The 24798-nt window shown below is 37.4% G+C and carries 24 protein-coding genes, 1 tRNA gene and 1 pseudogene; 21 read left to right on the top strand and 5 right to left on the bottom strand.

Annotated elements, in window-relative coordinates; all coding sequences use genetic code 11:
* Nucleotides 1-3: 3 nt before the first annotated feature.
* From MHB42_RS15740 to MHB42_RS15730, 3 genes are all read left to right on the top strand, one after another.
* Nucleotides 4-990 (top strand): gluconeogenesis factor YvcK family protein, encoded by a 987-nt coding sequence (locus tag MHB42_RS15740; RefSeq protein WP_340807343.1) that lies wholly within the window; start codon nt 4-6, stop codon nt 988-990.
* Between the two features lie 73 nt (nt 991-1063).
* Complete coding sequence (whiA, locus tag MHB42_RS15735; protein ID WP_340807342.1) at nt 1064-2011, top strand: DNA-binding protein WhiA; 948 nt, start codon at nt 1064-1066, stop codon at nt 2009-2011.
* 113 nt (nt 2012-2124) lie between these two features.
* The gene (locus MHB42_RS15730; protein WP_340807340.1) at nt 2125-2382 is read left to right on the top strand and encodes an HPr family phosphocarrier protein; all 258 of its coding nucleotides are present in this window, start codon (nt 2125-2127) and stop codon (nt 2380-2382) included.
* 63 nt (nt 2383-2445) lie between these two features.
* Here MHB42_RS15730 and clpP read toward each other — a convergent pair whose 3' ends face one another.
* The gene (gene clpP, locus MHB42_RS15725; protein ID WP_340807339.1) at nt 2446-3033 is read right to left on the bottom strand and encodes an ATP-dependent Clp endopeptidase proteolytic subunit ClpP; all 588 of its coding nucleotides are present in this window, start codon (nt 3031-3033) and stop codon (nt 2446-2448) included.
* A gap of 309 nt (nt 3034-3342) precedes the next feature.
* Between clpP and MHB42_RS15720 the strand changes: the two genes are divergently transcribed.
* A tRNA-Arg gene (locus MHB42_RS15720) sits at nt 3343-3417 on the top strand.
* Between the two features lie 303 nt (nt 3418-3720).
* On the opposite strand, the gene MHB42_RS15715 is transcribed toward MHB42_RS15720, so the two are convergent.
* Entirely contained in the window at nt 3721-4335 is a 615-nt protein-coding gene (locus MHB42_RS15715) for a spore coat protein (protein WP_340807336.1), read from the bottom strand.
* A gap of 219 nt (nt 4336-4554) precedes the next feature.
* On the opposite strand from MHB42_RS15715, the gene MHB42_RS15710 reads away from it, so the two are divergent.
* On the top strand, nt 4555-6828 hold the full coding sequence (locus MHB42_RS15710; protein WP_340808615.1) for a S9 family peptidase: 2274 nt from the start codon (nt 4555-4557) through the stop codon (nt 6826-6828).
* A 52-nt stretch (nt 6829-6880) separates the two neighbouring features.
* On the opposite strand, the gene MHB42_RS15705 is transcribed toward MHB42_RS15710, so the two are convergent.
* Nucleotides 6881-8254: an aminotransferase-like domain-containing protein gene (locus MHB42_RS15705; protein ID WP_340807335.1), complete on the bottom strand. Its 1374-nt coding sequence runs from the start codon at nt 8252-8254 to the stop codon at nt 6881-6883.
* Between the two features lie 125 nt (nt 8255-8379).
* Here MHB42_RS15705 and MHB42_RS15700 point away from each other — a divergent pair, with 125 nt between their 5' ends.
* The 15 genes and pseudogenes from MHB42_RS15700 (at nt 8380) to MHB42_RS15630 (ending at nt 21100) form a co-directional block, all read left to right on the top strand.
* A complete protein-coding gene (locus MHB42_RS15700) occupies nt 8380-9261 on the top strand; it encodes a DMT family transporter (protein ID WP_340807333.1) in 882 nt (293 codons plus the stop codon).
* A gap of 95 nt (nt 9262-9356) precedes the next feature.
* Nucleotides 9357-9593, top strand: a complete 237-nt coding sequence (locus MHB42_RS15695; RefSeq protein ID WP_340807331.1) for a glutaredoxin family protein — start codon at nt 9357-9359, stop codon at nt 9591-9593.
* Between the two features lie 232 nt (nt 9594-9825).
* On the top strand, nt 9826-9948 hold the full coding sequence (locus MHB42_RS15690) for a hypothetical protein (RefSeq protein WP_340807330.1): 123 nt from the start codon (nt 9826-9828) through the stop codon (nt 9946-9948).
* Between the two features lie 163 nt (nt 9949-10111).
* Entirely contained in the window at nt 10112-11164 is a 1053-nt protein-coding gene (locus MHB42_RS15685) for a sugar-binding transcriptional regulator (RefSeq protein WP_340807329.1), read from the top strand.
* Between the two features lie 118 nt (nt 11165-11282).
* A complete protein-coding gene (gene gap, locus MHB42_RS15680) occupies nt 11283-12299 on the top strand; it encodes a type I glyceraldehyde-3-phosphate dehydrogenase (protein WP_340807328.1) in 1017 nt (338 codons plus the stop codon).
* 287 nt (nt 12300-12586) lie between these two features.
* Complete coding sequence (locus MHB42_RS15675; protein ID WP_340807326.1) at nt 12587-13771, top strand: phosphoglycerate kinase; 1185 nt, start codon at nt 12587-12589, stop codon at nt 13769-13771.
* A 19-nt stretch (nt 13772-13790) separates the two neighbouring features.
* Nucleotides 13791-14552, top strand: coding sequence for a triose-phosphate isomerase (gene tpiA / locus MHB42_RS15670; RefSeq protein ID WP_340808614.1), 762 nt, complete (start codon nt 13791-13793; stop codon nt 14550-14552).
* Complete coding sequence (gpmI, locus tag MHB42_RS15665) at nt 14545-16086, top strand: 2,3-bisphosphoglycerate-independent phosphoglycerate mutase (RefSeq protein WP_340807325.1); 1542 nt, start codon at nt 14545-14547, stop codon at nt 16084-16086. The genes tpiA and gpmI overlap by 8 nt, the downstream gene beginning before the upstream one ends.
* 2 nt (nt 16087-16088) lie before the next feature.
* Nucleotides 16089-17381, top strand: coding sequence for a phosphopyruvate hydratase (eno, locus tag MHB42_RS15660; protein WP_340807324.1), 1293 nt, complete (start codon nt 16089-16091; stop codon nt 17379-17381).
* 437 nt (nt 17382-17818) lie between these two features.
* Nucleotides 17819-17977 (top strand): hypothetical protein, encoded by a 159-nt coding sequence (locus tag MHB42_RS15655; protein WP_340807323.1) that lies wholly within the window; start codon nt 17819-17821, stop codon nt 17975-17977.
* A 20-nt stretch (nt 17978-17997) separates the two neighbouring features.
* A complete protein-coding gene (locus tag MHB42_RS15650; RefSeq protein ID WP_340807322.1) occupies nt 17998-18189 on the top strand; it encodes a hypothetical protein in 192 nt (63 codons plus the stop codon).
* Between the two features lie 452 nt (nt 18190-18641).
* Nucleotides 18642-19184: a DUF6241 domain-containing protein gene (locus MHB42_RS15645; protein WP_340807321.1), complete on the top strand. Its 543-nt coding sequence runs from the start codon at nt 18642-18644 to the stop codon at nt 19182-19184.
* A 108-nt stretch (nt 19185-19292) separates the two neighbouring features.
* On the top strand, nt 19293-19544 hold the full coding sequence (locus MHB42_RS15640; RefSeq protein WP_340807320.1) for a hypothetical protein: 252 nt from the start codon (nt 19293-19295) through the stop codon (nt 19542-19544).
* A gap of 500 nt (nt 19545-20044) precedes the next feature.
* Nucleotides 20045-20164: pseudogene (locus MHB42_RS15635) on the top strand (hypothetical protein); the annotation flags it as partial.
* 114 nt (nt 20165-20278) lie between these two features.
* Nucleotides 20279-21100, top strand: a complete 822-nt coding sequence (locus MHB42_RS15630) for a methyl-accepting chemotaxis protein (RefSeq protein WP_340807318.1) — start codon at nt 20279-20281, stop codon at nt 21098-21100.
* An 87-nt stretch (nt 21101-21187) separates the two neighbouring features.
* On the opposite strand, the gene MHB42_RS15625 is transcribed toward MHB42_RS15630, so the two are convergent.
* The gene (locus MHB42_RS15625) at nt 21188-22870 is read right to left on the bottom strand and encodes an alkaline phosphatase (protein WP_340807317.1); all 1683 of its coding nucleotides are present in this window, start codon (nt 22868-22870) and stop codon (nt 21188-21190) included.
* Nucleotides 22871-22974: 104 nt separating this feature from the next.
* The gene (locus MHB42_RS15620) at nt 22975-24222 is read right to left on the bottom strand and encodes a DUF5050 domain-containing protein (protein WP_340807316.1); all 1248 of its coding nucleotides are present in this window, start codon (nt 24220-24222) and stop codon (nt 22975-22977) included.
* A 199-nt stretch (nt 24223-24421) separates the two neighbouring features.
* Between MHB42_RS15620 and secG the strand changes: the two genes are divergently transcribed.
* Complete coding sequence (gene secG / locus MHB42_RS15615) at nt 24422-24649, top strand: preprotein translocase subunit SecG (protein ID WP_340807314.1); 228 nt, start codon at nt 24422-24424, stop codon at nt 24647-24649.
* Nucleotides 24650-24798: the final 149 nt, after the last annotated feature.

Genomic DNA, 24798 nt, shown 5'->3' with positions numbered 1-24798 from the left:
TGCATGGGGAAAAAGCAAACAAAGCTTGTCGTGATAGGTGGAGGCACAGGTCTTTCCACGCTACTTCGCGGGCTAAAGCACCATCCATTTGATATTACTGCGATTGTGACGGTTGCAGATAATGGGGGGTCATCAGGGCGTTTACGGGATGATTATGACATTCCGCCCCCTGGTGATGTTCGCAATGTGATTGCTGCATTATCCGATGTTGAACCACTTGTCGAGCAAATGTTTCAATATCGCTTTTCAGCATCAGAAGATTTACGTGGACATTCATTAGGGAATCTTATGTTAACAGCATTAACGGATATTACAGGTGATTTTAACCATGCTATTAGTGAGATGAGCAAGGTATTAAAAGTTCATGGGCGCGTTATACCAGCAGCGAATAAAAAGATAAATTTACATGCAGTGTTAGAGGACGGTTCTATTATTGAAGGAGAATCTAAAGTTCCGACAGCAACCAAACGCATTGACCGCGTTTTTTTAGTGCCTGAAAATGTGCAACCGTTACCAGAGGCAATTCGGGCTATTCAACGTGCGGATTATATTTTAATTGGCCCCGGAAGCCTGTATACAAGCATTATTCCCAATCTCCTTGTAAAGGAAATTGGAGAGGCTGTTGTGAGAGCCAAAGGCAGAAAAATATATGTTTGTAATTTAATGACGCAAAAAGGTGAAACAATTTCTTATACAGCAGGTGATCATGTGAAGGCTATCTATAAACATGTTGGCAGTGCCTTTATCGATTCCATTTTAGTGAATAATGAAGAGCTTCCTAATCCTGTAAAGGAATTATATAAAGAGGAAAGAGCAGAGCCAGTGACATTTGATGTGGCAAAGCTTGAAAGTATGGGATTAGAGGTTATTAAACGTGATATTGCTACAATCCGCTCAGATGGAACGGTTCGACATAATGCAACGAATGTTGCAGAATGGCTGATCGACTATGCTGATATTTATAATGATAAAATAAGAGGAACGTTATAGCATCATAATGCACATATTGTATATGGTAAGATACACATATACATAGAAATCATGATTGAAAGGGGGGCGTGATATGTCTTTTGCTTCTGAAACAAAAAAAGAGTTAACCCAAGTAGAAGCGGATAATCATTGTATGAAAGCGGAAGTATCTGCCCTAATTCGTATGAATGGTTCATTATCCTTTGCGAATAAACAACTAAGCTTAGACGTGCAAACTGAAAATGCTGCAATTGCGAGAAGACTATATACAATTATGAAAAAGCTATACCCATACAATGTAGAATTACTTGTTCGTAAAAAAATGCGACTGAAAAAAAATAACGTATATATTTGCCGCGTAAGAGAAGGTGCACGTGAGCTGTTAATCGATTTAGCAATCATCTCAGACGACTTTCAATTTAATCATACGATCTCTAGAAAACTTATTAAAAAAAGCGGTCAAAAGAGAGCGTATTTAAGAGGCGCATTTTTAGCAGGCGGCTCTGTTAATAATCCAGAAACATCAGCCTATCATTTAGAAATTTATTCTTTATATAAAGAACATGGTGAGGCATTAATGGATTTAATGAATGAATTTGACCTGAATGCTAAAACGATTGAACGTAAAAAGGGCTTTGTCACATATTTAAAAGAAGCGGAAAAAATTTCAGATTTCCTAAATATTGTAGGTGCACATCAAGCAATGATGAAATTTGAAGATGTGCGTATATTGCGGGATATGCGTAATAGTGTCAATCGCATTGTCAACTGCGAAACAGCCAATTTGAATAAAACAATTGGTGCTGCATTACGTCAAGTAGAGAATATTCGATTTATTGAAAATTCAATTGGTCTTGACCAACTACCAGAGAAGCTGCGAGAAATAGCGCGCCTTCGTGTGGAATATCAAGATGTGACATTAAAAGAGCTTGGTGAAATGGTATCAAGTGGAACTGTTAGTAAATCAGGCGTGAACCATCGCTTAAGAAAAATTGATGAGATTGCTGATGCATTACGACGTGGCGAAAAAATAGGTGGTTAAATTTCTATACTTTTTAGGTATGAATGTCATGCGTAATCGTTTATTGTTCTTTTGCTAGTAAGTAAGGTAAGATAAAATTAATCGACGAACGGTAGTGAAAGGGAGTTTTAAGAATGATTGAAAGAACAGTCCAAGTCAAATTAAAATTAGGACTACAAGCAAGGCAAGCAGCGCTATTTGTGCAGGAAGCAAATCGTTTTAGCGCTGATATCTTTTTAGAAAAAGATGAGAAAAAAGTAAATGCCAAATCCATTATGGGTGTTATGAGTTTAGCAGTTGCTAAAGGAGCTGAGGTAACGTTAAGTAGCGAAGGCAACGATGCCGAGCAAGCGGTTTCAGCATTAGCAGCAATTATTGAAAATGAAGACTGAAAATTGTTATTTCATTTGAATAGAAAAGGCATCACAGAACAACTCTGCGATGCCTTTTTATGTTTATTTATTGTTACTGTGCATAATATGATCAATTAAGCCGTATTCTTTTGCACGTTCAGCTGTCATAAAGTTATCACGGTCTGTATCACGTGCAATAACCTCAAGAGGTTGACCAGTGCGTTCAGATAAAATACCATTTAATTTTTCACGTAAGAATAAAATACGCTTTGCAGCAATTTCAATTTCTGTCGCTTGCCCTTGAGCGCCACCTAGTGGTTGGTGAATCATTACTTCAGCATTTGGCAATGCAAAGCGTTTACCAGGCTCACCAGCAGCAAGTAAGAAAGCACCCATAGATGCAGCCATACCAATACAAATTGTTTGTACCTGTGGCTTAATTAGCTGCATTGTATCATAAATTGCCATACCAGCTGTAATTGATCCACCTGGTGAGTTAATATAAAGAGAAATATCTTTATCTGGGTCTTCCGCTTGTAGGAAAAGAAGCTGTGCGACAATAGAGTTCGCAACGTTGTCATCAATAGCGCTTCCTAAAAGAATAATGCGGTCTTTTAGTAGTCGTGAATAAATGTCATAGGCACGTTCACCACGGCTTGTTTGTTCAATAACTGTAGGAATTAAATTCATGTTAAATCCTCCTTAAAAAACTAAATTCGAATACCCTTGCTGAAAATTTCCATTGTTATTTCAGCTGTATCCCTATCATACACATTATAGTCAGGGAAGGTCAAATATTAACCCTGCTTAATTTAATAAAAAAATAAATTGTTTTTGCATTCTATGGTTGAATTATAGGTTAGACGTTTGTATAATAGTTAAGGTCATAAGTTTAAAGTACGTTACACTATTTTGCAGGTATGCTTCAAAAATGAGGGTTATCTACATCATGCTTTTCGAAAGCCTAGATAGAGTGTGTACTTTTTTTTTGTGTCTTTTGCCCTCGTGGTGTAATGGATAACACGCAAGATTCCGGTTCTTGCACTGGGGGTTCGATTCCCTCCGAGGGCGCCATTTTACTGATTATTGATATACTGTTATAACTCAATCTCCTAATAAGTAGTTTAGCAGCCTGCTTAGTGGAGATGGAGAGGGAAAATATCGGGAATATTGCTCTAGTTGGCATTATTCCCCTATTTCTTCCTTTCAAACCTTCAAAAAAGCAACAACTCCAAATTATTTTTTAGTGAACATACTGTACGTGAAGACTAGTAATAGTCGAAAAAAAGAATCCTTTCTGAGGGGATTCTTTTTTTTGCCATAAATTCGAAAAGCTAAAACAGTCCATGGCGATAAGAGGTCGCCATGGACTGTTTTTTAATGAAGTGGATTAGATGTTGTTGTATGGGCATTCAGCATAATTTGCATATCTTGCTGAGAATATTGTGGCACTTGATAGTAGCCATGTTTATTTTGATAAATAGACAATTCGTAGCCCATTTCAATACAGTTAGGGATACTATCCGCAACAACACGACGTACAACAGGATTTGTTGTTTCCAGAGCAGCCGTTGTCATACATTTTGCCGCTCCTTTTTGCGCACCTAGTAAGAAGCCAGAAATCATTTCATCATTGATTTCATTGGCATTTTGCATTGGCTTTTTCGGTTGGCCAGCCGTCATACCATATTTGAAATCATTTCCTGTTTCCATTTGGTAGCGCCCTGTAGGAACAGTTGGATCATGACCTGTACTAAAAGCTTCAACAATTGTGTTATACATGCCTAATGTAAAATTGTATTGGCGATCTAAAATGCTTAATAATTCAGGGTCTTTTACATGTGGACGCAAAATAATTGCTTGGTTCATACCAGCCATAACTTCACCAATGGTTTCATGCATGTCCATCATTTCATGGCCGCCATGATTTAGGCTTTGCTGCTGATTAAAATTGTTTTGATTGGATGATTCATTATAAAACGATTGTGACAAAAGAAACGCCTCCTAGATGTTATTTTGTTGCAGTATTTAGTATGTCAACTTCCGTTCATTTCATACGGTATAAGTACCAATTCGTTGGAATTGTTTTTATGGAGAAAAAGGGAATTATCATAAAATGCTATCAATTATTGACAGTGATATAAAGGTTATGATAGTTTATGTATATATCGACATTCGATATAACGTAAACTGATATAAGGAGGAGTTATGTTGAAAAAAAGATTTCTATCTGCATCATTGGCGATTATTTTAACAACGTCTGCTGTAGTTCCTGCAACAATGCAAGAGGTGCGTGCTACTAATGACACGCAAAGTGTAGCTATTGCGCAAGAGGAGCAATTGTCATCACAGGAATTTTTAGACTTAGCTGTAACGGCTTTAACATTCCAGCACGGCTCGGAATCAATGCGTCAACAAATTATGGATAAGTGGGTAAAGGCTGAGGAATTCACAGATTTAGATGTAGCCATTAAACGTGATGAAGCCGCTCGTATTTTAGTAAGAGCTTTAAATAAAGAAGACCAAGAAGCATCACTTACAGCATACTGGGACACAGCGAATAAGCTTGGCTTATGGAATGGTGTATCCGTGGATAATGAATTTATTTCAAAACAGGATGCAAATAAAATTTTAAACAATGCTAAAAATATTAAAAATGCTACAAATAATGAAGGTGTTCCAGAAATCTCTGTGGAAGATTTTATGAAAAATCCTGGTAGCTTTGGCTATGAACTGTCACCTGATGGCAATTATATTACATTTGCTGCTGCATGGGAAAATCGTTCCAATGTATTTGTGAAAAAAATGAATGATGATAGTGAGCCAGTACGTGTGTCCAATTCAACAGATCGCGATATTGCAGGATTCTTCTGGAAGGACGATACATTGCTTTACTTAAAGGATAATGGTGGTGATGAAAACTACCATATTTATTCCACAACCTTTAATGGTGCAAAAGAACAGGATTTAACGCCGTATCCTAACGTAACAGTAGGGATACTAAGTGGACTTCAAGGCGTGAAAGATGAAATTCTTATTATGATGAATAAAGAGGATGCAACTGTTTTTGATGTATATAAGCTAAATATTAAGACGGGTGAAACAACGCATGTTGCTAAAAATCCTGGAAATATTACAAGCTGGTTAGCGGATCGTAATGGAGAAGTGCGTGTTGCTGTAGCCTCTGATGGTGTAGTAGGAACGATTCTTTATCGTGATTCTGAAAAAGATGAATTTAAACCATTTATTGAAATAGAAGCAGGCGATGAAGTCATGCCATTAGCTTTCTCAAAAGATAACCAATTTATTTATGCTATATCTAACAAAGGCAGAGATAAAATAGAGGCTGTGAAGTATGATTTAGAAGGTAATGAAGAAGTAATTATGTCCAATGAAGAGGTTGATGTTGCAGGCATATTATATAATGCTGAGCAAGATAAAGTATTATATGGTGCATATATTACGGATAAGCCTCATTATCAGTTCTTTGATGAAAATTTTGAACAGCTCTTCCGTAAAATTCAAAACAAGCTTGGTGTTCATGAGAGTGAATTAGGTATCAATGATTACAATAAAGAAATGACAAAATTTATTGTAAGTGTTTCAAGTGATACAGTCTATGGAAAGTACTATTACTATGACTCAACAACCGATGAGCTAACAGAGCTAGCAACATTAAGCCCTTGGCTAAATTCTGAGGAATTGGCTGAGATGCATCCGATTTCGTATAAGAGTCGAGATGGCTTAACAATCAATGGCTATTTAACATTGCCGAAAAATAAAGAAGCTAAAGATTTACCATTAATTGTTAATCCACATGGTGGACCATGGGCTCGTGATATGTGGGGCTTTAATCCAGAGGTGCAGCTATTAGCAAATCGTGGCTATGCTGTGCTACAAGTGAATTTCCGTTCTTCAACTGGCTATGGCAAGGAATTCCTACAGGCTGGGAATAAGCAATGGGGTTTAAAAATTCAGGATGATATTACAGATGGCGTACAATGGGTAATTGACCAAGGTATTGCAGACCCTGAGCGTATTGGTATTTATGGTGCATCCTTTGGTGGCTATGCAACATTAGCTGGTATTACGTATACACCAGATTTATATGCCGCAGCAGTGGATTACGTTGGTGTATCGAATATCTTTACACTACTAGATACAATTCCACCATATTGGGAAACAATGCGTAATATGTTTTATGAGCGCGTAGGTCATCCAGAGGAAGATAAGGAATTATTAACAGCAGTATCACCTGTTTTCCATGCGGATCAAATTAAAACGCCATTATTTGTTGCACAAGGCGCAAATGACCCACGTGTGAATAAAGCAGAATCCGATCAAATTGTGGAAGCTTTACGTGCTAGAGGTGTAGATGTAGAGTATATGTTAAAAGATAATGAAGGACATGGCTTTGCAAATGAAGAAAACAGAATTGAATTTTACAATGCCATGGTAAAATTCCTTGATACACATTTAAAATAATTTAAAAACAAGGCATTGCTGTGTCGTTTATTCGCACACAATGCCTTGCCTTTTATAATAGAGGTCGCATATTTTTGTAGCGGCTTTTATTGCGCTCTAATAATGACAGACAATAGGCTAACTCGTTAATCCCCTCTTCAATCAGATGTTCCTCCACTTGAGAAATACTTAAGCGAATAAGATGATCCTGCTGGTAGGCTGGTAAAAACATTCTAGAGGCATCGTCCATCCATATATTTTTTTCATGTAATAAATGGACAACCTGCTTAGCGCTGATATGGTCTGGCAGCATAATCGAAAGATAAAAGCCAGAAGTAGGCTTTGTAAAATGGATATGGTTAGGTAGCAATGCTTCACAAGCTGTCTGTAGGGCATTCATTTTTCTGCTATATAGCTCTTTTATTGTTTTAATATGACTATCAAACATACCGCTTTTTAAATAAATATCTAATGCTCCCTGTGAAAGCACGGAGCTATTAAAGTCGGCACTGAATTTATAGCGTGAAAAATCATGAATCATTAAAGCTGGAAGTACAACTGCACCTACTCGTAAGCCTGGCAAAAATACTTTTGAAAAGCTTTTAATATAAATCACTCGACCAGAAGGATTAAAAGAGAATAATGGGTCTGCTTTCATGTTTGGATCTAAATCACCTAAAAAATCATCCTCCACAATATACACATCATATTTTTCTGCAAGCTCTACAATGCGTTTTTTCTCCTCATTTGTATAACTATGACCAAGCGGATTTTGAAATCTCGGTACAATATAGAAAAATTTTATATCATTGTTGCGAAAAATATATTCAAGCTGCTCTAAATCAATGCCCTCCATTGTTAAATCAATACCAAGCGTAGTAACTTGCTGAAGACGAACGGCTTCAATAAAGCCAAAATAGGTAGGCTGCTCAACGAGTATATTATGTTTGCCGTTTGGAAAGGGCATTGACGCTAATAAATGGAGTGCCTGTTGAGAGCCTGATACAATAAAAAGTCGCTCTGGACTTGTAAAGACCTGTAAGTTTTGCAAATACTTTGCTAATTGAACACGAAGAGCATAAAGCCCTTGTTGATCGTTGTAACTAAATAATTCTTCCTTATAGATGTCAATGGCTTGGTTCATGCAGTGCTGAAATTCTATATATGGCATAATACGTTTATCTGGCCCAGCAGACAAAAAATCAATGATTTGTTGTGGTGCACTTGGCTGTGTAGCCTGATGAACAACATAGTAGCCACTTTTAGGGACAGAAAAAATAATATGCTCCTTTTCTAGCTCATTATAGGCTCGTAGTACTGTATTTTTACTGCACGAAAATTGCTGAGATAATTGTCTTACGGATGGCAGCTTGCTACCTGTAGTAAGTATGCCCTTTGTGAGCTGTGCTTTAATGTCCTTAATAATTTCTAAATATTTAGTCTGCAATACAAGCTCTCTCCTTTATCTGTACCAGGACAGTTGATAGAAAATTCTATTTATTTTCGATATAGCTCCTTTTACTATTGAGTATACCAGGGACAGATGGCATGAAAAATAGGAGGTTTGGAATAATGCAGAAACAAAAAACAGAAAAAGTGGGATTACTGTTAGGGTTATTAGGGGTTATTTGCTTTAGTTTAACTTTGCCAGCAACAAGTGTAGCTGTACCATATTTTGGGGCAACTATCGTAGGCTTAGGAAGAGTTGTCATAGCGGCAATTATTGTGGCGATTGTTTTACTGATAAGAAAGGAAAAGCTACCTACTGCTCGTCAATTTAAAAGCTTATTGCTTGTATCCTTTGGGGCAGTGTTAGGATTTCCATTATTGACCTCGTGGGCAATGATAAGCTTACCGGTTTCTCATGGCGCTGTAGAATTAGCGCTTTTACCTTTGGCAACAGCAGGCTTTGCTATAATAAGAGCAGGAGAGAAGCCTTCCTTAAAGTTTTGGCTTTCAAGTATTGCTGGTGCGATAGCAGTTATCATTTATGCGGTTTATCTTGGGCTAGGGCAATTACATATAGCGGATTTAGCGTTATTAGCAGCAGTGGTAATATTAGGGCTTAGCTATGCAGAGGGCGGGCAATTGGCGAAGGAATTAGGAAGCTGGCAAGTTATTGCTTGGGCTATTTTAATTGCTGCACCATTTTTTATAATTCCAGTTGTTTTAAATTTCACAGCAGTGATGTTACATGCTCCTGTAACAGCATGGCTAAGCTTGCTCTATTTAGCTGTTGTCAGTCAATTTTTAGCATATGTAGCATGGTATAGCGGCATGGCATTAGGTGGCATTGCAAGAGTAAGTCAAATTCAATATTTACAGCCATTTCTAATGATTCTTTTTGCTACATTATTTTTACATGAATCTATCACTTGGTTTACGATTATTGTAGCCATCATTGTGGTGATAACAGTAATCATTGGCAAAAATGCAGTGATTACAAAAAAGTAGTCTAGTGCTCAATACGTAAAGAAGGCAGCTTTTCCTTTATGCTGTAAAACCTGATTAGCCATTTCGCTTTATAATAGAAGAAGGGGGTGCTAGCAATGCTGGTGAAGTTTTTTAGTCGGGCAAATTGTCCGCTATGTGTAGACGGTTTACGCACATTAAAGCTTGTACAGGAGGATATACCATTCGATATTGAGATCATTGATATTGAAGCAGATGATCATATACATGAAAAATATATGCTGATGATTCCTGTAGTTGAAAAGGGTGGTCAAATTATTCAGTATGGCAACTTAGATTATGCTACATTAATGGAACATTTCAGTGAAAGATAACTTGTTAATTTGGCACGGTTATTCGCTATAAGCTATACAATTCACAAATTGTTCAATGAAAGCGTTTTGAATTTGAACAGTTTGTGAAGACCTTCACATTGGGCTTCCTTTTCTAAAAAATCGGCGTAGAATAGGAATCAAGCAAGAAGTTGTTATAAAACAGTCGGTGAAAATTATTATAGATTTTGGAAGTTGTTATATTACAAAAACAATGTTGAAGGGAGATTTTACAATGTGGGTTATTACAGTATTTGAGAAGCAGGATGTTCGTATTTTTGAATTTGCAAATAAAGGTGAAGCAACAAAAGCGTTAGAAGGATTTAAGAAAAACGCAATTTTATCTTTTACAAAATAAGAATGTATAAGCCTCGTAGCGATGACCAACGTTACGGGGCTTTTTTCTTTGGATACTACTTGCTCTTTTACATAAAGCATATTATAATAGCTATATAAGTGGGACATAATTTTAAATGGTGGGACTAAAAGCAACCCACTGTTATAAAAGGGAGTAGATAAATATGTTAACTGTTCCTGAGGCACAGCAAAGACTACTTCCTGAAATGTATCCGCTTCTGCAATCTAGATACCGAATTTTACAAACCGTTCAGCTTATGCAACCCATCGGACGACGCACACTTGCGGATTCATTAAAAATGACAGAGCGAGAAATACGCAAAGAAACAGATATTTTACGTGAACAAGGGTTATTAGATTCACAAAAATCGGGTATGGTATGTACAGATGATGGTGAGATTGTAATTGAAAAGTTAAGAGCAATTGTTTATGAATGGTCAGGTCTGACACAGCTTGCTAAACAGCTTGAGGCTCATTTTGGCATACAGCGTGTAGTTGTTGTGCCAGGTGATTATAATGCAGACGATACGATATTGACCTTGCTTGGTAAAGAAGCGGCATTGCAATTTATGTCAACAGCTTTTAAAGGGCAAGTAGTAGCCGTCACAGGTGGAAAATCAGTGGCATCTCTTGCACAATTTTTACACCCATTAGAAAAAACAAAAGATATGACATTTGTTGCTGCACGTGGAGGCATCGGACATGAAATGCAAATGCAAGCAAATACACTTGTTGCAACATTTGCTATGCAGATGGAGGCGCAGTATCGCACCTTATTTTTACCTGAGTATTTAAGTGAGCAAGCTTATCAAGCAATGCTAACAGAGCCGATGATAACAGAAATGATGGCATTTTATGAGCAGGCAGACTGTGTGATTCATGGGATTGGCTCCGCAGAGGAGATGGCGATTCGCCGTAATTCTTCTCCTGAAGATTTACGAATTTTAGTGGAGAAGGGTGCTGTCAGTGAGGCTTTTGGCTATTATTTTAATGCCAAAGGAGAGGTCGTGCATCGTATACGTACAATTGGCATTCAGCTTGAGCAGGTGAAAAAAAGTCAGCAGGTTATTGCAGTAGCAGCAGGAAAACAAAAGGTCAATGCTATGCTTTCATATTTTAAGGTAGCACCAAAGCAAACAATATTTATCACAGATGAGGCAGCTGCAAAAGCTATTGCTGCTCGTTTATCATCTAGTGAAAATAATGATTTTGAATAACTTATATAAACATAGGTCACTCGACTTCAAAAAGTGCTACAGCGCTTTTTGAATGAGCATAAATTTAATGTTTCTATTTTTTAGAAACATACATTACACATTATTGGAGGAATTAACAATGGCATTAAAATTAGCGATTAATGGATTTGGACGTATTGGACGCTTAGTATTTCGTGAGGCAATGGAGCATGATGAAATTGAAGTAGTAGCTGTCAACGATTTAACAGATGCTGGTCAACTTGCACATCTATTGAAATATGATTCAGTCCACGGTATCTATGATGCTGAAGTCAATGCAGATGAAGATTCTTTCGTAGTAAATGGCAAGCGCGTAAAAGTATATGCTGAAAAAGATCCAGCACAACTACCTTGGGGTGAACTAGACGTAGATGTAGTGCTTGAATGTACTGGTCGTTTCCGTTCAATGGAAGAAGTAGGCAAACATGTTGAAGCAGGTGCTAAAAAAGCGATTCTTTCTGCACCAGCTAAAGGCGCAATGCCTACATTTGTAATGGGTGTAAACCATACAGACTACAACCCAGCAACTGATGATGTGATTTCAAATGCTTCTTGTACAACAAACTGTCTTGCACCAGTAGCAAAAGTATTAGATGAAAAATTTGGCATTGAGCGTGGTATGATGACAACAATTCACTCTTATACAAATGACCAACGAATCCTAGACTTCCCACACTCAGACCCACGTCGTGCACGTGCTGGTGCGGTATCTATGATTCCAACAACAACAGGTGCAGCTGTAGCTGTTTCAAAAGTATTACCACAATTAAAAGGTAAATTAGATGGCTTCTCTATGCGTGTCCCAACACCTAACGTTTCATGTGTAGACTTAGTTGTAGAGCTAAAAGCAGATGTATCGAAGGAAACGATTAATGCAGCATTAAAAGAAGCTTCTGAAAATGAATTAAAAGGTATTCTTGGCTACAATGAGCTACCGTTAGTATCAATTGATTACAATGGTAACCATCACTCATCAACTGTAGATGGTCTTTCTACAATGGTATTAGAAAATAAAATGGTAAAAGTTCTTGCTTGGTATGATAATGAAATTGGTTACTCTACTCGCTTAATGGACTTAGCTTTATACATTGCAGAGCAAGGTTTCAACAATAAATAAGCATCACATTTGAACAATTTACGTAATAAGTGTGACACAATACTGCTTTTATAGACAAAAAGTATAGCCTTTATAATATCTAATCGATATAATATACAAGGGTAAAGGGAGTAAGGGAATTTACCCTTACTCCCTTTTTAGTAATTACAAGACATCGTACGTAACTTTTGCTACTATAAGAGCAAGTATAAGGGTTCATAATCAAAAATTGGAGATAAGCAACACCTCTAGACGATGTACCAAAATACCTTGATGAAATACTAACAAGCTTTGAAGGGAGTTTCTTCATGTTAAATAAGAAGACAATGACAGATATTGATGTAAAAGGTAAACGTGTTTTTGTGCGTGTAGATTTTAATGTACCAATGGCAGATGGTGCTATTACAGATGAAACACGTATTCGTGCAGCTATTCCAACAATCGAATATTTAGTAGAGCAAGGTGCTAAAGTTATTTTAGCTTCACACTTAGGTCGTCCGAAAGGTGAAGTAAAAGAGGATATGCGTTTAACAGCAGTTGGTATTCGCCTAGCTGAGTTAATTGGCAAGCCTGTGACAAAGCTGGATGAGTCGATTGGAGAAAAGGTAGAGCAAGCTGTTGCCACTATGCAAAATGGCGATATTGTGTTGCTTGAAAACGTGCGCTTCCACGCAGGTGAGGAGAAAAATGACCCAGCATTAGCGCAGCAATTTGCACAGCTAGCTGATATTTATGTCAACGATGCTTTTGGTGCAGCTCATCGTGCACATGCTTCTACTGAAGGAATCGCTAAACATATTCCAGCAGTATCTGGATTCCTAATGCAAAAGGAATTAGATGTACTTGGCAAAGCATTGTCAAACCCTGAGCGTCCATTTACGGCTATTATTGGTGGCGCCAAAGTAAAAGATAAAATTGGTGTTATTGAAAGTCTGTTAGAAAAAGTAGATCACTTAATTATTGGTGGTGGCCTATCTTATACGTTCATTAAGGCACAGGGCTATGATATTGGTAAATCTTTATTAGAGGAAGATAAAATCGAGCTAGCTAAATCCTTTATTGATAAAGCAAAAGCAAAAGGCGTGCAATTACATATGCCAATTGATGCTGTTGTAGCAAATGAATTTTCGCAAGATGCTGAAACACAAGTTGTTGATATTGATGCAATTCCGGCTGATTGGATGGGACTTGATATTGGACCCAAAACAGCAGCTCGCTATGCGGACATTATTCAAAACTCCAAGTTAATTATTTGGAATGGACCAATGGGTGTCTTTGAAATGGATAAATTTGCAAGTGGTACAAAAACAGTTGCTGATGCAATGGCAGCAACTGCAGGCTATACAGTAATCGGTGGTGGTGATTCAGCCGCTGCTGTTGAAAAATTTGCAGTAGCAGATAAAATGGATCACATTTCTACAGGTGGCGGTGCTTCCCTAGAATTAATGGAAGGCAAAGAGCTTCCAGGGATTGTAGCACTAAACGATAAATAAGCTAATCGGAGGCAAAATGATGCGTAAACCAATTATTGCAGGTAACTGGAAAATGTTTAAAACATTTGAAGAGGCTATTCAGTTTGTAGATGCAGTACAGGATAAACTTCCTTCTAATGATAAAGTGGACGCTGTTGTTTGCGCACCAGCTCTTTACCTACCTACACTTGTGCAAGTTGCTAGTGAGTCAGAGCTAGCGATTGGTGCACAAACAATGCATTATGAAAATGAGGGTGCTTTTACTGGTGAAATTAGCCCAACACAGCTTGCAAGTGTAGCAGTGGACTATGTTATTTTAGGGCATTCAGAACGCCGTGAATACTACAATGAAACAGATGATGCTATTAATAAAAAGGTAGCAGCAGCACTTGCACATAATATCGTACCGATTATTTGCTGTGGTGAAACGCTAGAGGAACGTGAAGCAGGCACAACAGAGCAAAAGGTTGCGGGTCAAATTAAAGCGGCACTTGCTGGATTTGAAGCACAGCAGGTAGAGCATATGGTCATTGCCTATGAACCAATTTGGGCAATTGGCACTGGTAAAACTGCTACGGCAGACGATGCCAATCAAGTATGTGGAGCGATTCGAGCAGTAATCGAAGAGCTATATAATGCTGAAACGGCGAATGCTGTGCGCATTCAATACGGCGGCAGTGTGAAGCCTGACAACATTCAGGAGCTTTTAACAAAAGAGCATATTGATGGTGCTCTAGTTGGTGGAGCAAGCTTACAACCAGAATCTTATTTAACATTATTGGAGGCGGCAGCAAATGCCTAAAAAGCCAGTAGCATTAATTATTTTAGATGGCTTTGCATTTCGAGATGAAACATTTGGAAATGCAGTAGCACAGGCGCATAAGCCAAATTTTGATCGATATTGGAATGAGTTCCCACATACAACATTAACAGCTGCGGGTGAGGCGGTTGGACTACCTGAAGGACAAATGGGTAATTCAGAGGTAGGACACTTAAATATCGGTGCCGGACGTATTGTTTATCAAAGCTTAACACGCTTAAATAAGTCGATTCGCGAAGGCGACTTCTTTACAAATCAAGCATTTTTAGACGCAATCGCACATGTTAAGGCACATCAATCAAAGCTGCATATTATGGGGCTGCTATCAGATGGTGGTGTTCATAGTCATTATGAGCATATGTTTGCACTGTTAAGGCTTGCTAAGCAGCAGGGCGTAGAGGATGTTTTTGTACATGGCTTCTTAGATGGTCGTGATGTTGGGCCAACAACAGCTATCGGCTATATAGAGGAAACAGAAAAACAAATGGCTGATATTGGTGTTGGTCAATTTGCGTCTATTCATGGGCGCTATTATGCAATGGATCGCGATAAACGCTGGGATCGCGTGGCACTTACGTATAATGTGCTTGTGGATGGTGTTGGGCAAACGGCAGATAGTGCTAAAAGCGGTGTAGCTGAATCGTATGAACGTGAAGCGACAGATGAATTTGTCATTCCATTTAGCATTCAAGAGCATGGTGAGCCAGTAGCAACGATTGGTGATAATGATGCAGTCATTTTCTTTAATTTCCGTCCTGATCGTGCGATACAGCTATCCACAGTGCTTACAAATCCACAATTTGATGGCTTTGTGTTATCAGCTAACCATCCAAAAAATCTAAAATTTGTATCCTTCACGCATTATAGTGATGAAGTCAATGCACAGGTTGCCTATGAAAATGACAACCTAAAAAATACAATTGGTGAAGTGTTAGCCACAAACGGTAAAACACAGCTACGCATTGCCGAAACAGAAAAATATCCACATGTAACATTCTTTATGAGTGGTGGTCGTGAGGATAAATTCCCAGGTGAAGAGCGTATTTTAATTGCCTCACCAAAGGTTGCCACATATGACTTAAAGCCTGAGATGTCTGCGTACGAGGTGACAGAAGCCTTGCTTGCAGAAATTGCGGCTGATAAATTCGATGGTATTATACTTAACTTTGCTAACCCTGATATGGTGGGGCATAGTGGTATGCTAGAGCCGACGATTAAAGCCATTGAAGCAGTCGATGAATGTTTAGGAAAAGTAGTAGATGCACTCCTTGCAAAAGGTGGCGCAGCTATTATTACAGCTGACCATGGTAACTCTGATGAAGTGTTAACATTAGCAGGGGAGCCAATGACAGCTCATACAACAAATCCTGTACCAGTAATTGTGACAAAAGCAAATAGTATGTTAAGAAATGGTGGTATTTTAGCCGATTTGGCGCCAACCATGTTAGAATTATTACAGGTGTCACAGCCTATTGAAATGACAGGACAATCATTAATTGAGAAAGAGGAGAATTAATTATGCCATTTATTACACAAGTTTATGCGCGCGAAGTTTTAGACTCACGTGGGAATCCAACAGTAGAGGTTGAAGTATTTACAGAATCAGGCGCTTTTGGTCGCGCTATCGTACCATCAGGTGCATCAACAGGTGAATACGAAGCGGTAGAATTACGCGATGGTGACAAATCTCGTTACCTAGGCAAAGGTGTATTAAAAGCAGTTGAAAATGTCAATACAACGATTGCACAAGAACTAGAAGGAAATTACTCTGTTCTTGATCAAGTTGTTATTGACAAAGCTTTAATCGAGCTAGATGGCACAGAAAATAAAGGTAAGCTAGGTGCTAACGCAATTTTAGGTGTATCAATGGCAGTTGCACATGCTGCGGCAGATTATTTAGATGTACCTCTTTATCAATATCTTGGTGGGTTTAACTCTAAGCAATTACCAGTACCAATGATGAACATCTTAAATGGTGGCGCACATGCAGATAATAATGTAGATATCCAAGAATTTATGGTGATGCCTGTAGGTGCAGAATCTTTCCGCCATGCATTACGCATTGGTGCTGAAATTTTCCATAACTTAAAAGCTGTTCTAAAAGAAAAAGGCTATAATACAGCAGTTGGCGATGAAGGTGGTTTCGCACCAAACCTTGGCTCTAACGAAGAAGCAATCACAGTTATTTTAGAAGCAATTGAAAAAGCTGGCTATAAACCAGGCGAGGAAGTAAAACTTGCAATGGACGTAGCATCTTCTGAGCTATTCAATAAAGAAGATGGCAAATACCACTTAGATGGTGAAGGTGTTGTCAAAACATCTGAAGAAATGGTTGATTGGTATGAAGAATTAACAAATAAATACCCAATTATTTCAATTGAAGATGGCTTAGATGAAAATGACTGGGCTGGACATAAACTATTAACAGAGCGTATCGGTAGCCGCGTACAATTAGTAGGCGACGATCTATTTGTAACAAATACAAAAAAATTAGCAGCAGGTATTGAGCAGGGTGTAGGGAACTCTATCCTTATTAAAGTAAACCAAATCGGTACATTAACAGAAACATTTGAAGCAATTGAAATGGCGAAACGTGCTGGCTATACAGCTGTTATCTCTCACCGCTCTGGTGAATCAGAGGATGCAACAATTGCTGATATTGCAGTTGCAACAAATGCTGGACAAATTAAAACAGGTGCGCCATCTCGTACAGACCGTGTTGCAAAATACAACCAACTTCTTCGCATTGAAGATCAGCTTGGTGTAACAGCTGAGTACCTTGGTTTAAGCTCATTCTATAACTTGAAGTAATCATTTATTTGCATGAAAAATAGCTTGAACCTTGTCATATACGTCACTTTAGCAAGGTTTGAGCTATGTTATACACTTAAGTGAATTTAGCAATACAAGTGTATTGTTTCAACCTCTGATTTATAAGTGTGATAAACACTTGTAGATTGGGGGTTTTTCATGCTCATTAAAGATTTGTTGAAAGAATTTACATTCGAATTACAGATTAAAAATTATTCAAGCAGAACAACAAAAACTTATAAATACAATTCACTTCATTCAATATCTGAACGAGTTTCATAAGGTGAATGAAATTGAAGACGTTTCAACAGTTCCTGTAAAAAAATATATTCAACATCAATTAAATCTTGGTAAAAAGGCGACGTAACACTGTAATTAAATAGTTGAGGTTGTTTTATACATATTTGGTGGCAGAAGAGTATGTCACGTTCAACATCATGGCACGCACAAAATTGTTGAAAGAAGATAAAACTGTTATATCTACATTTACTGACCAAGAAATTGCGAAAATAATTGAAGCATACGATTTTAAAACGTATTTGAACGCACGAAACAAAGTAATTATCGCCATACAGCCATTAGATGTTCGGAATTAATAAATTTAGAGGTGGATTGGGTGCAAGATACGACATTGAAAATATTTGGCAAAGGTGTTAAATGGCGATATGTGCCAATTAGTTTAATGCTTCGGAAATATATGATTCGTTACGAACGTATTTGTGAAGGATATTTGAGCAGTTTAGGCAGACCTGCTCACAATAACAATTATTTTTTAGCTCACAGTGGTAGACCGCTGACCACAGCCTAAATTGAAGTAATTGTACGAGAAGCAGGAGAAAAAGCAAAAGTACGACCAGATATTCGTTGTTCACCGCATACACTGCGTCATTATGCAATACAAGCAAATTTACGCAATGGACTGGATTTATGTAGTTGCTTGAGAATTGCTAGGCACGACAACATTCAAACGACCAACTTGGCAAAGGTAGTGAGGAACTGTCTACCTTTGAGGTTATATTGCAGTCATAAAGTTGAGTTTATGGCAAATTTGCCAGTAAGTATTATTGGAGAAAGTTCGGAACATTGCTCCGACACTTAAACGAAGCCATTATTGACTTGGTTAACATGGGATATACATTGTATATACCATTATCTACGAACAGTGTTCGTACTATAGTTTTTCATTGAACCTTGTTTCAATATTCTGTTATTATTATCCTAATTACATAATGATATAAATTACTATGAGGAGTTAATAACATGAAAAGAAAAACAAAGTCTGCAATTGTTATCATTGCAGTATTGGTCACTTTTGGAGGAATTTTTGGTTACTTCAAATTTACTGAACAAAAGGAGAAACCTACGCCAGAAAAAGCAACTGTAACTGTTGAGAATGATGGAGTAGCGCTTGAAGATAAAAAAGTTACAAAAGAGGAATTGCTTTATCCTGACAATTTAGTAGAAAGCAAAGTAAACGAAACTATCCATAGCATGTCTCATCAAAAAGTTGAAGCTAGTGTAAAATGGGGTCATGAGCAAATAACGCAAGAAAAAATTGACCGATTGTTGGCTGTATGTAAAATGAACGATTATAAATTTAACGAACTTTACATTCCAATATTGGAAAGATGGTCGAAAGGTGATTTTTCTCATGCTGTAGAAGATCATAACGCAATTTGGGAGATGCAAGGTGGCGAAGATTCAAGAAATTCAGGGAGAGCAACTCGTTTAATGACTCCTGCTGAAGAGAAAGCTTATATTGAAAACAATTTAAAATTTGATTTATATGATGGCACTCATTAATGACACTATTTTTTTATTTGTCCGCTATTTTTCAATTTGTTATTATAATATTTATTACCAAAATTCACCAATTTCTAAGATGCAAAAAAATTATCGGTGGAGGTTCGTATGAACGAAGAAAAACGACTAACGGACAAAGAATTACATCATTTGAGCATTGCTTTAAATGCGAAGGCATATGGAATGAAAAATATCTACAAAAAGAGTTTGACGATTGGATTGATAAAACGAGAACACGATTTGAACCACACCATGGGGAACAAACGTAATGATAAATTCCAAGTTTTTGCATTTATTGAGACTCCTGAGTTCATCGCTGACTTAATAGAATTGACCACAAATAAATCACAAGATCAATAACATCACCAATCGTCACTGTTTAACCATAGTGACGATTTTTATTTTGGGTTAATATTCCCATTATTATGTTGAAAAAATGACAATGACGTATGCTGTATGTAAGGAAGTAAATACATATGATTATATATAAAACAGTTAAAGTACGAGAATTATATATTGAAAGCGCAATTGCTGAATTTGAAGCATTATTAAATGAGCAAGCAAATGATGGGTGAGAACTACATAGTTTAACTCCTCAAGTAGACAAAGATATTGTTTACAACAATGTTGCCATTTTCTCAAAAAAAGTAGAAGATAAATTACAGGCGTCCTTCCGAGGATGTTTTTATTTATCAATGATAAACAATCGTGAAAAGAAATCTGTTTTTAATTTTTCAGATAGTTGTTATAATGTGAATTAACACATACATGGATTGAATTATTAAAATTCGATAGTATGTGAACAATGCAATATCACAACTTTATAGTTCAGAGAAATGCTAATATATCAAGGTTCGTGCTCAGGTGCTCCATCACGTACAGACCGTATTGCAAAATACAACCAACTTCTTCGAATTAAAGATCAGCTTGGTGTAACAGCAGAATACCTTGGTTTACAATCGTTCTATAACCTTCGATAATAAATAATTGATGGAAATTGCCTCAAAGCTTTTGGGGCAATTTTTTATTAGGAAAATATTAACGTTTCCTTTATTTATTCGAGTATAATGAAAAAAAACAGAAGGAGATTGGCTATGGATATTATTCAATCATTAAAGGAAACTTTACCGATTTTTCATGAAATTTTTAACAAGGAAATAGCGTTAACTATCAATAGTGCGAAGGAAAGAAAGGTTCTCTTTGTATTAGAGGGAACAAAAGTGAAAACTCATTTACAGGTCGGCACAATTATTGAGGATACACCTGATTTCCGAAGTGTTACGAAAGGCGAAATTTTAAAACGGGATATTCCAAAAGAGTATTTTGGCGTTCCAATGCATACAGAGCTATATCCTGTTCGTGAAAATGGTAAAGTTGTTGCGGTCTTAAGCTTGCTCTTTCCAAACGATGCGCAGGAAAAAGTAGAAAGCTTTATGGACAACCTGCAAGCTACGATTCAAGAGCTACAATTAAAAGTACATACCATTGCGGCACATTCAGAAGAATTATCCGCAACAAGCGAAACCATTACTGAAAAATCTCGCCATGCCTTAGAAAACTCTTCACGCTCTAATGAGATTACAGATTTTATTAAAACCATTTCAAGACAAACGAACTTACTTGGCTTAAATGCCTCAATAGAAGCGGCTCGTGCAGGGCAATACGGAGCAGGGTTTAATATTGTTGCACAGGAGGTTCGCAAGCTTTCAAATGAAACAGCCACAGCGACAGAGCAAATTGAAACCTCTCTTAAAACTATTACAAGTAATGTACAGGCACTGATGGAAAGTATGGAGCAAATTGAATCAGCCTCCAATGAGCAGGCTGAGCTTGTCCAACAATTTAGTGAAGCGATTGAAACATTAAGTGAAATAAGTGGACAGATGGAACATTATATTAAAAACATATTACGTTAGATCAAAAAGAGGAACTCCGCTCAAAAATAAAGAGCAAGTGATCAAAAAAGCGTATCTGAACATCACATTTCAGATACGCCCTTATTTTTAGTTGATTGCTTGTAAAAGCTTTTTCGATACGTAAAACTCAGTGCCATTATAGACATTGATTGTGTCAAATGTCAGCGTTTTAGCCGTATTTGTGGAAGCTTGCTCATAGCTCATTGTATTTTTATTAACAGGAATTTTGACTGTAATATCTGCTTTTTGTGCAACAAATACTGGATTTTCTTTATCAGATAAATCGATTTTTGTTGTAAAGCCTTTTTCCGTTAAAGCCTTTGTTGCTGGTACATATAGCTCATTTGTTAATGTGTTTAAGTCAAAGTCCATAAATTGTGCCATAGCATGAGCTAAATCAGTGTTTTCTACTAGCCCTGTTATTTTAGAAGGTCCGAATGAATATAAGAACACATCATCGCCAGTATGTCCACCTGTTGTAAAGCCAATGTTTGCACGGTTTGCTAGCATTTTCACCATTGCATTGCCAAGGTTTTCAGCAGATTGTAATGTAGCTAGCTCGTCCTCTGTTAATGCATCTAATCCATAAAGTGCTGCCACTTCTACTAAATTAGAACGATCCTCTTTTAATTGGCTTAGTGCACCTTCAACAGTCATTTTAGCCTTTTTCAACGGATCAATATAGGCAGACACTGGGATGCTTGAATACGTTCCTGACGTGTTAGCGTTCCCCATTGTAATCCCGCTATTGCCATGGTCTGTTACAGCAATAACAAGTGTGTTGCCATCTTCCTTCGCAAAATCAACTGCTTCCTTGACAGCATCATCGAACGATAAAATATCACTAATCATACCAATTGTATCGTTGGCATGTGCTGCCCAGTCGACTTTGCTGCCTTCAACAAATAGGAAGAAGCCATCCTCATCCTTTTTCAGTGTATTAATGGCTTTACTTGTCATTTCAGCCAATGTCGGCTCAGAAGGTCTTGTTGTTGTACGGTCAAAGTCATAGGCAAGGTCGCTTGGTGCAAAGCTACCCCAAATTTTAGAAGCATTTGTATTTAATAATTCATCACGTGTTTGGACAAAATGATAGTTCTTTTGCTTTAATACATTTAGTAAGTTTTCGCCATCTTTACGAGCGTTTTTCACTGAGCCTAACTTAAACGAAGACGCCGAATCATCTAATTCACCAGGCACTAATGAATCGAAGCCACCACCTAAAACAACATCAATGTTTTGATAAACTTGTTGCTCAGCGATATTATCATATTGGCTTCTATTTGTCGCATGTGCTGAAAAACCTGCTGGCGTTGCATGCTGAATTTCGGAAGTAGAGATTAAGCCAGTTGCTTTCCCTTGCTGCTTCGCCCCTTCTAATACATTTGCAACAGGTCTAAAAGCATCCTCTTGTGCAATTTGCTCCAATCCAGGTGAATTCACTACGGACGGTAATACACCCACATATTTATCATTTGATTTATGGCCAGTTGCTAATGCTGTAGCAGCAGGCGCAGAGTCTGTAATCGCTGATTCTGCAGAGTATGTACGCACAGCACCTGATAAAATTTCATCCATTGCTAAGCCTTCACCTTTATACCAACGAGAAAGCGTTACAGCATTATTACTACTGCCATCCATTACAAGCATAATAACATTTGTTGGCTTCTCAACCTCAGCAGCCTGTGCCTCCTGCTGTGGAATGCTAACCGCGGTTAAAGTTACTGCACTTGCTAAAAACAATGAAGTCCATTTTTTTGTGTATTTCATGATTTTCCTCCTTTAAGTAAATTCATCTGTAAGTGTAAAGGAGGAATGTAAAGCTACCGTTAAAGCATTGTTAATAAAAGGTGGTAATATTGTAAACAAGCATACTACAATGCTTGTTGATGTATGGAGCCATCTAGCGTTTCATAGTATAAAATACCGCCATCAATATATAGGTTAAGCACTTCATCTTCGTATAAGATTTCCTCTGAACCATCCTCCACATTAATTTTTGTTAAATAACCAGCATTATCATAATCGCTGCAATAAAGCGCCGCATCCTCAACTGCTAAATAATAGCAGGCTGTTTCTGTAATCTGTCTGCGTTCATTTGTAGCTAAATCATATGCGTAAACCATGCTATCATTCATACTATTATAATAAATCACATTATCTACTGTATCGGCATACCACATATCGTGCATAAAGTCATAGGCATTGCTAGTAGCTGCAAAATAATTTTCAGTAGCCCATAAATGATCTTGACGAAGCTTGTCATCATTTACTAAAAAATATTCATAGGAAATTGTGTAAGGCTCATCAGGAGCGATGTCATTCCAAGTAGTATCAAGGTGATACCAATTGCTATCAACACTCACTAAATTCCAAGCATGTAGCTGATCTTCGCTATAGCCATAAACATATTTCGCATCAATATCAGATGCCAAAAGCAAACGATACGCAAGTAATGCATAAGCCTGACATACTGCAGTTTGCTCATTGATTAATTCAAAAACCATTTGCCCCTCAGTCGAGCCTTCTTCTGTATAAGTAGCCAGCTCTACAATATAATCATTAATAACTTTAACGCGCTCAAAATCGGTCATATTTTTTGTAATATGCTGCTTGGCAAAGGCTTCAACATATTGATCGACCTTTTGCTCCTTCTTTGCATCTGTTAAATAGTCAATAGATAGCTCGACTAGGTAGCCATTATTTGTTTCCCATGCTGTCCATTCATAGTCAAGAAAATAACCAGCTGTATATGGGTTCACAAAGGTAAGCAGGCCATTTAAGTCATTGAGCTGTACTTCAAAATCATCAAAATGAAGCTTTCCTGTATAATGAACTTCAAAGTGCTGTTCAAATTTTGCTACTTGCTTCTCTACTTTTTGAGTAAACTGCAATAAGGCAGGGTCATCTTTAAATAATGTAGTTGAAAATAAATCGGAGGGTGAAAAGGTGGCAGATAATGCTTTACTGTCGGGCTTTTTAGTATCCTCATTTGCCGTATCCTCCTCAAATGTTGCTGAGCCATCCTCTTCTGTCAACAGCACATTTAGTGCCTTTGAACATCCTGCTAGCGATATCAGCATACAGCAAATGAAAAACATAGCCATTATTTTTTTAGTCATCGTTTAAATCCTCCAAATAAATGTAATTATTTCCATTATAATTGGATTTTTGCAGGATTTATATCCACATTTAGTAGCAAAAATCGACAAGCAGCATTGTCTAAAGTGAAAAAATTCCTAAAGCTAGGTTTGTCATGGGAATTATTTTTTGTTATAATATAATTTGTTGTGATGTTTCAAAGTTCGGGAGGTGCAGTGAATGCATACAGTAGTGTTAGTTTCATTAGTAATCGTATCATTAGCATTGATTGTTGTTGTACTACTTCAATCTAGTAAAAGTGCAGGCTTATCAGGTGCCATCTCGGGTGGAGCTGAGCAACTATTTGGAAAGCAAAAAGCACGTGGTATGGATTTAATCCTTCACCGTGCCACAATTGTGTTAGCTATCATATTCTTTATTTTAGCAATCGCTATTACGAAAATCTAATAGTTGAAAATAGATCGCCTAACCGACTTGGTTGGGCGTTTTCTTTTATCCTGGTTCAGCAAATTCTTTTGGTATCGCAAGCGGCAGATGCTTTATGTACCGAAAGCATTAGCGACAGGTACAATTACGCTGGGGCGTAATTTATGAAT

The organism is Lysinibacillus sp. FSL K6-0232 (genome assembly GCF_038008325.1).
Taxonomy (GTDB): Bacteria; Bacillota; Bacilli; order Bacillales_A; family Planococcaceae; genus Lysinibacillus.
Note: the sequence above shows the minus strand (reverse complement) of the source record. Positions and strands in the feature narration are given on the sequence as shown.

What these genes read in the sequence shown, in the direction of transcription:
- MHB42_RS15645 (WP_340807321.1), top strand. Translation starts at nt 18,642, where the DNA reads ATGAAAAGAAAAACAAAGTCTGCAATTGTTATCATTGCAGTATTGGTC.
- gap (WP_340807328.1), top strand. Translation starts at nt 11,283, where the DNA reads ATGGCATTAAAATTAGCGATTAATGGATTTGGACGTATTGGACGCTTA.
- MHB42_RS15740 (WP_340807343.1), top strand. Translation starts at nt 4, where the DNA reads ATGGGGAAAAAGCAAACAAAGCTTGTCGTGATAGGTGGAGGCACAGGT.
- clpP (WP_340807339.1), bottom strand. Translation starts at nt 3,033, where the DNA reads ATGAATTTAATTCCTACAGTTATTGAACAAACAAGCCGTGGTGAACGT.
- MHB42_RS15695 (WP_340807331.1), top strand. Translation starts at nt 9,357, where the DNA reads ATGCTGGTGAAGTTTTTTAGTCGGGCAAATTGTCCGCTATGTGTAGAC.
- MHB42_RS15730 (WP_340807340.1), top strand. Translation starts at nt 2,125, where the DNA reads ATGATTGAAAGAACAGTCCAAGTCAAATTAAAATTAGGACTACAAGCA.
- secG (WP_340807314.1), top strand. Translation starts at nt 24,422, where the DNA reads ATGCATACAGTAGTGTTAGTTTCATTAGTAATCGTATCATTAGCATTG.
- MHB42_RS15640 (WP_340807320.1), top strand. Translation starts at nt 19,293, where the DNA reads ATGAACGAAGAAAAACGACTAACGGACAAAGAATTACATCATTTGAGC.
- MHB42_RS15690 (WP_340807330.1), top strand. Translation starts at nt 9,826, where the DNA reads ATGTGGGTTATTACAGTATTTGAGAAGCAGGATGTTCGTATTTTTGAA.
- MHB42_RS15685 (WP_340807329.1), top strand. Translation starts at nt 10,112, where the DNA reads ATGTTAACTGTTCCTGAGGCACAGCAAAGACTACTTCCTGAAATGTAT.
- MHB42_RS15630 (WP_340807318.1), top strand. Translation starts at nt 20,279, where the DNA reads ATGGATATTATTCAATCATTAAAGGAAACTTTACCGATTTTTCATGAA.
- MHB42_RS15625 (WP_340807317.1), bottom strand. Translation starts at nt 22,870, where the DNA reads ATGAAATACACAAAAAAATGGACTTCATTGTTTTTAGCAAGTGCAGTA.
- MHB42_RS15675 (WP_340807326.1), top strand. Translation starts at nt 12,587, where the DNA reads ATGTTAAATAAGAAGACAATGACAGATATTGATGTAAAAGGTAAACGT.
- MHB42_RS15700 (WP_340807333.1), top strand. Translation starts at nt 8,380, where the DNA reads ATGCAGAAACAAAAAACAGAAAAAGTGGGATTACTGTTAGGGTTATTA.
- tpiA (WP_340808614.1), top strand. Translation starts at nt 13,791, where the DNA reads ATGCGTAAACCAATTATTGCAGGTAACTGGAAAATGTTTAAAACATTT.
- MHB42_RS15655 (WP_340807323.1), top strand. Translation starts at nt 17,819, where the DNA reads ATGGCACGCACAAAATTGTTGAAAGAAGATAAAACTGTTATATCTACA.
- whiA (WP_340807342.1), top strand. Translation starts at nt 1,064, where the DNA reads ATGTCTTTTGCTTCTGAAACAAAAAAAGAGTTAACCCAAGTAGAAGCG.
- eno (WP_340807324.1), top strand. Translation starts at nt 16,089, where the DNA reads ATGCCATTTATTACACAAGTTTATGCGCGCGAAGTTTTAGACTCACGT.
- gpmI (WP_340807325.1), top strand. Translation starts at nt 14,545, where the DNA reads ATGCCTAAAAAGCCAGTAGCATTAATTATTTTAGATGGCTTTGCATTT.
- MHB42_RS15620 (WP_340807316.1), bottom strand. Translation starts at nt 24,222, where the DNA reads ATGACTAAAAAAATAATGGCTATGTTTTTCATTTGCTGTATGCTGATA.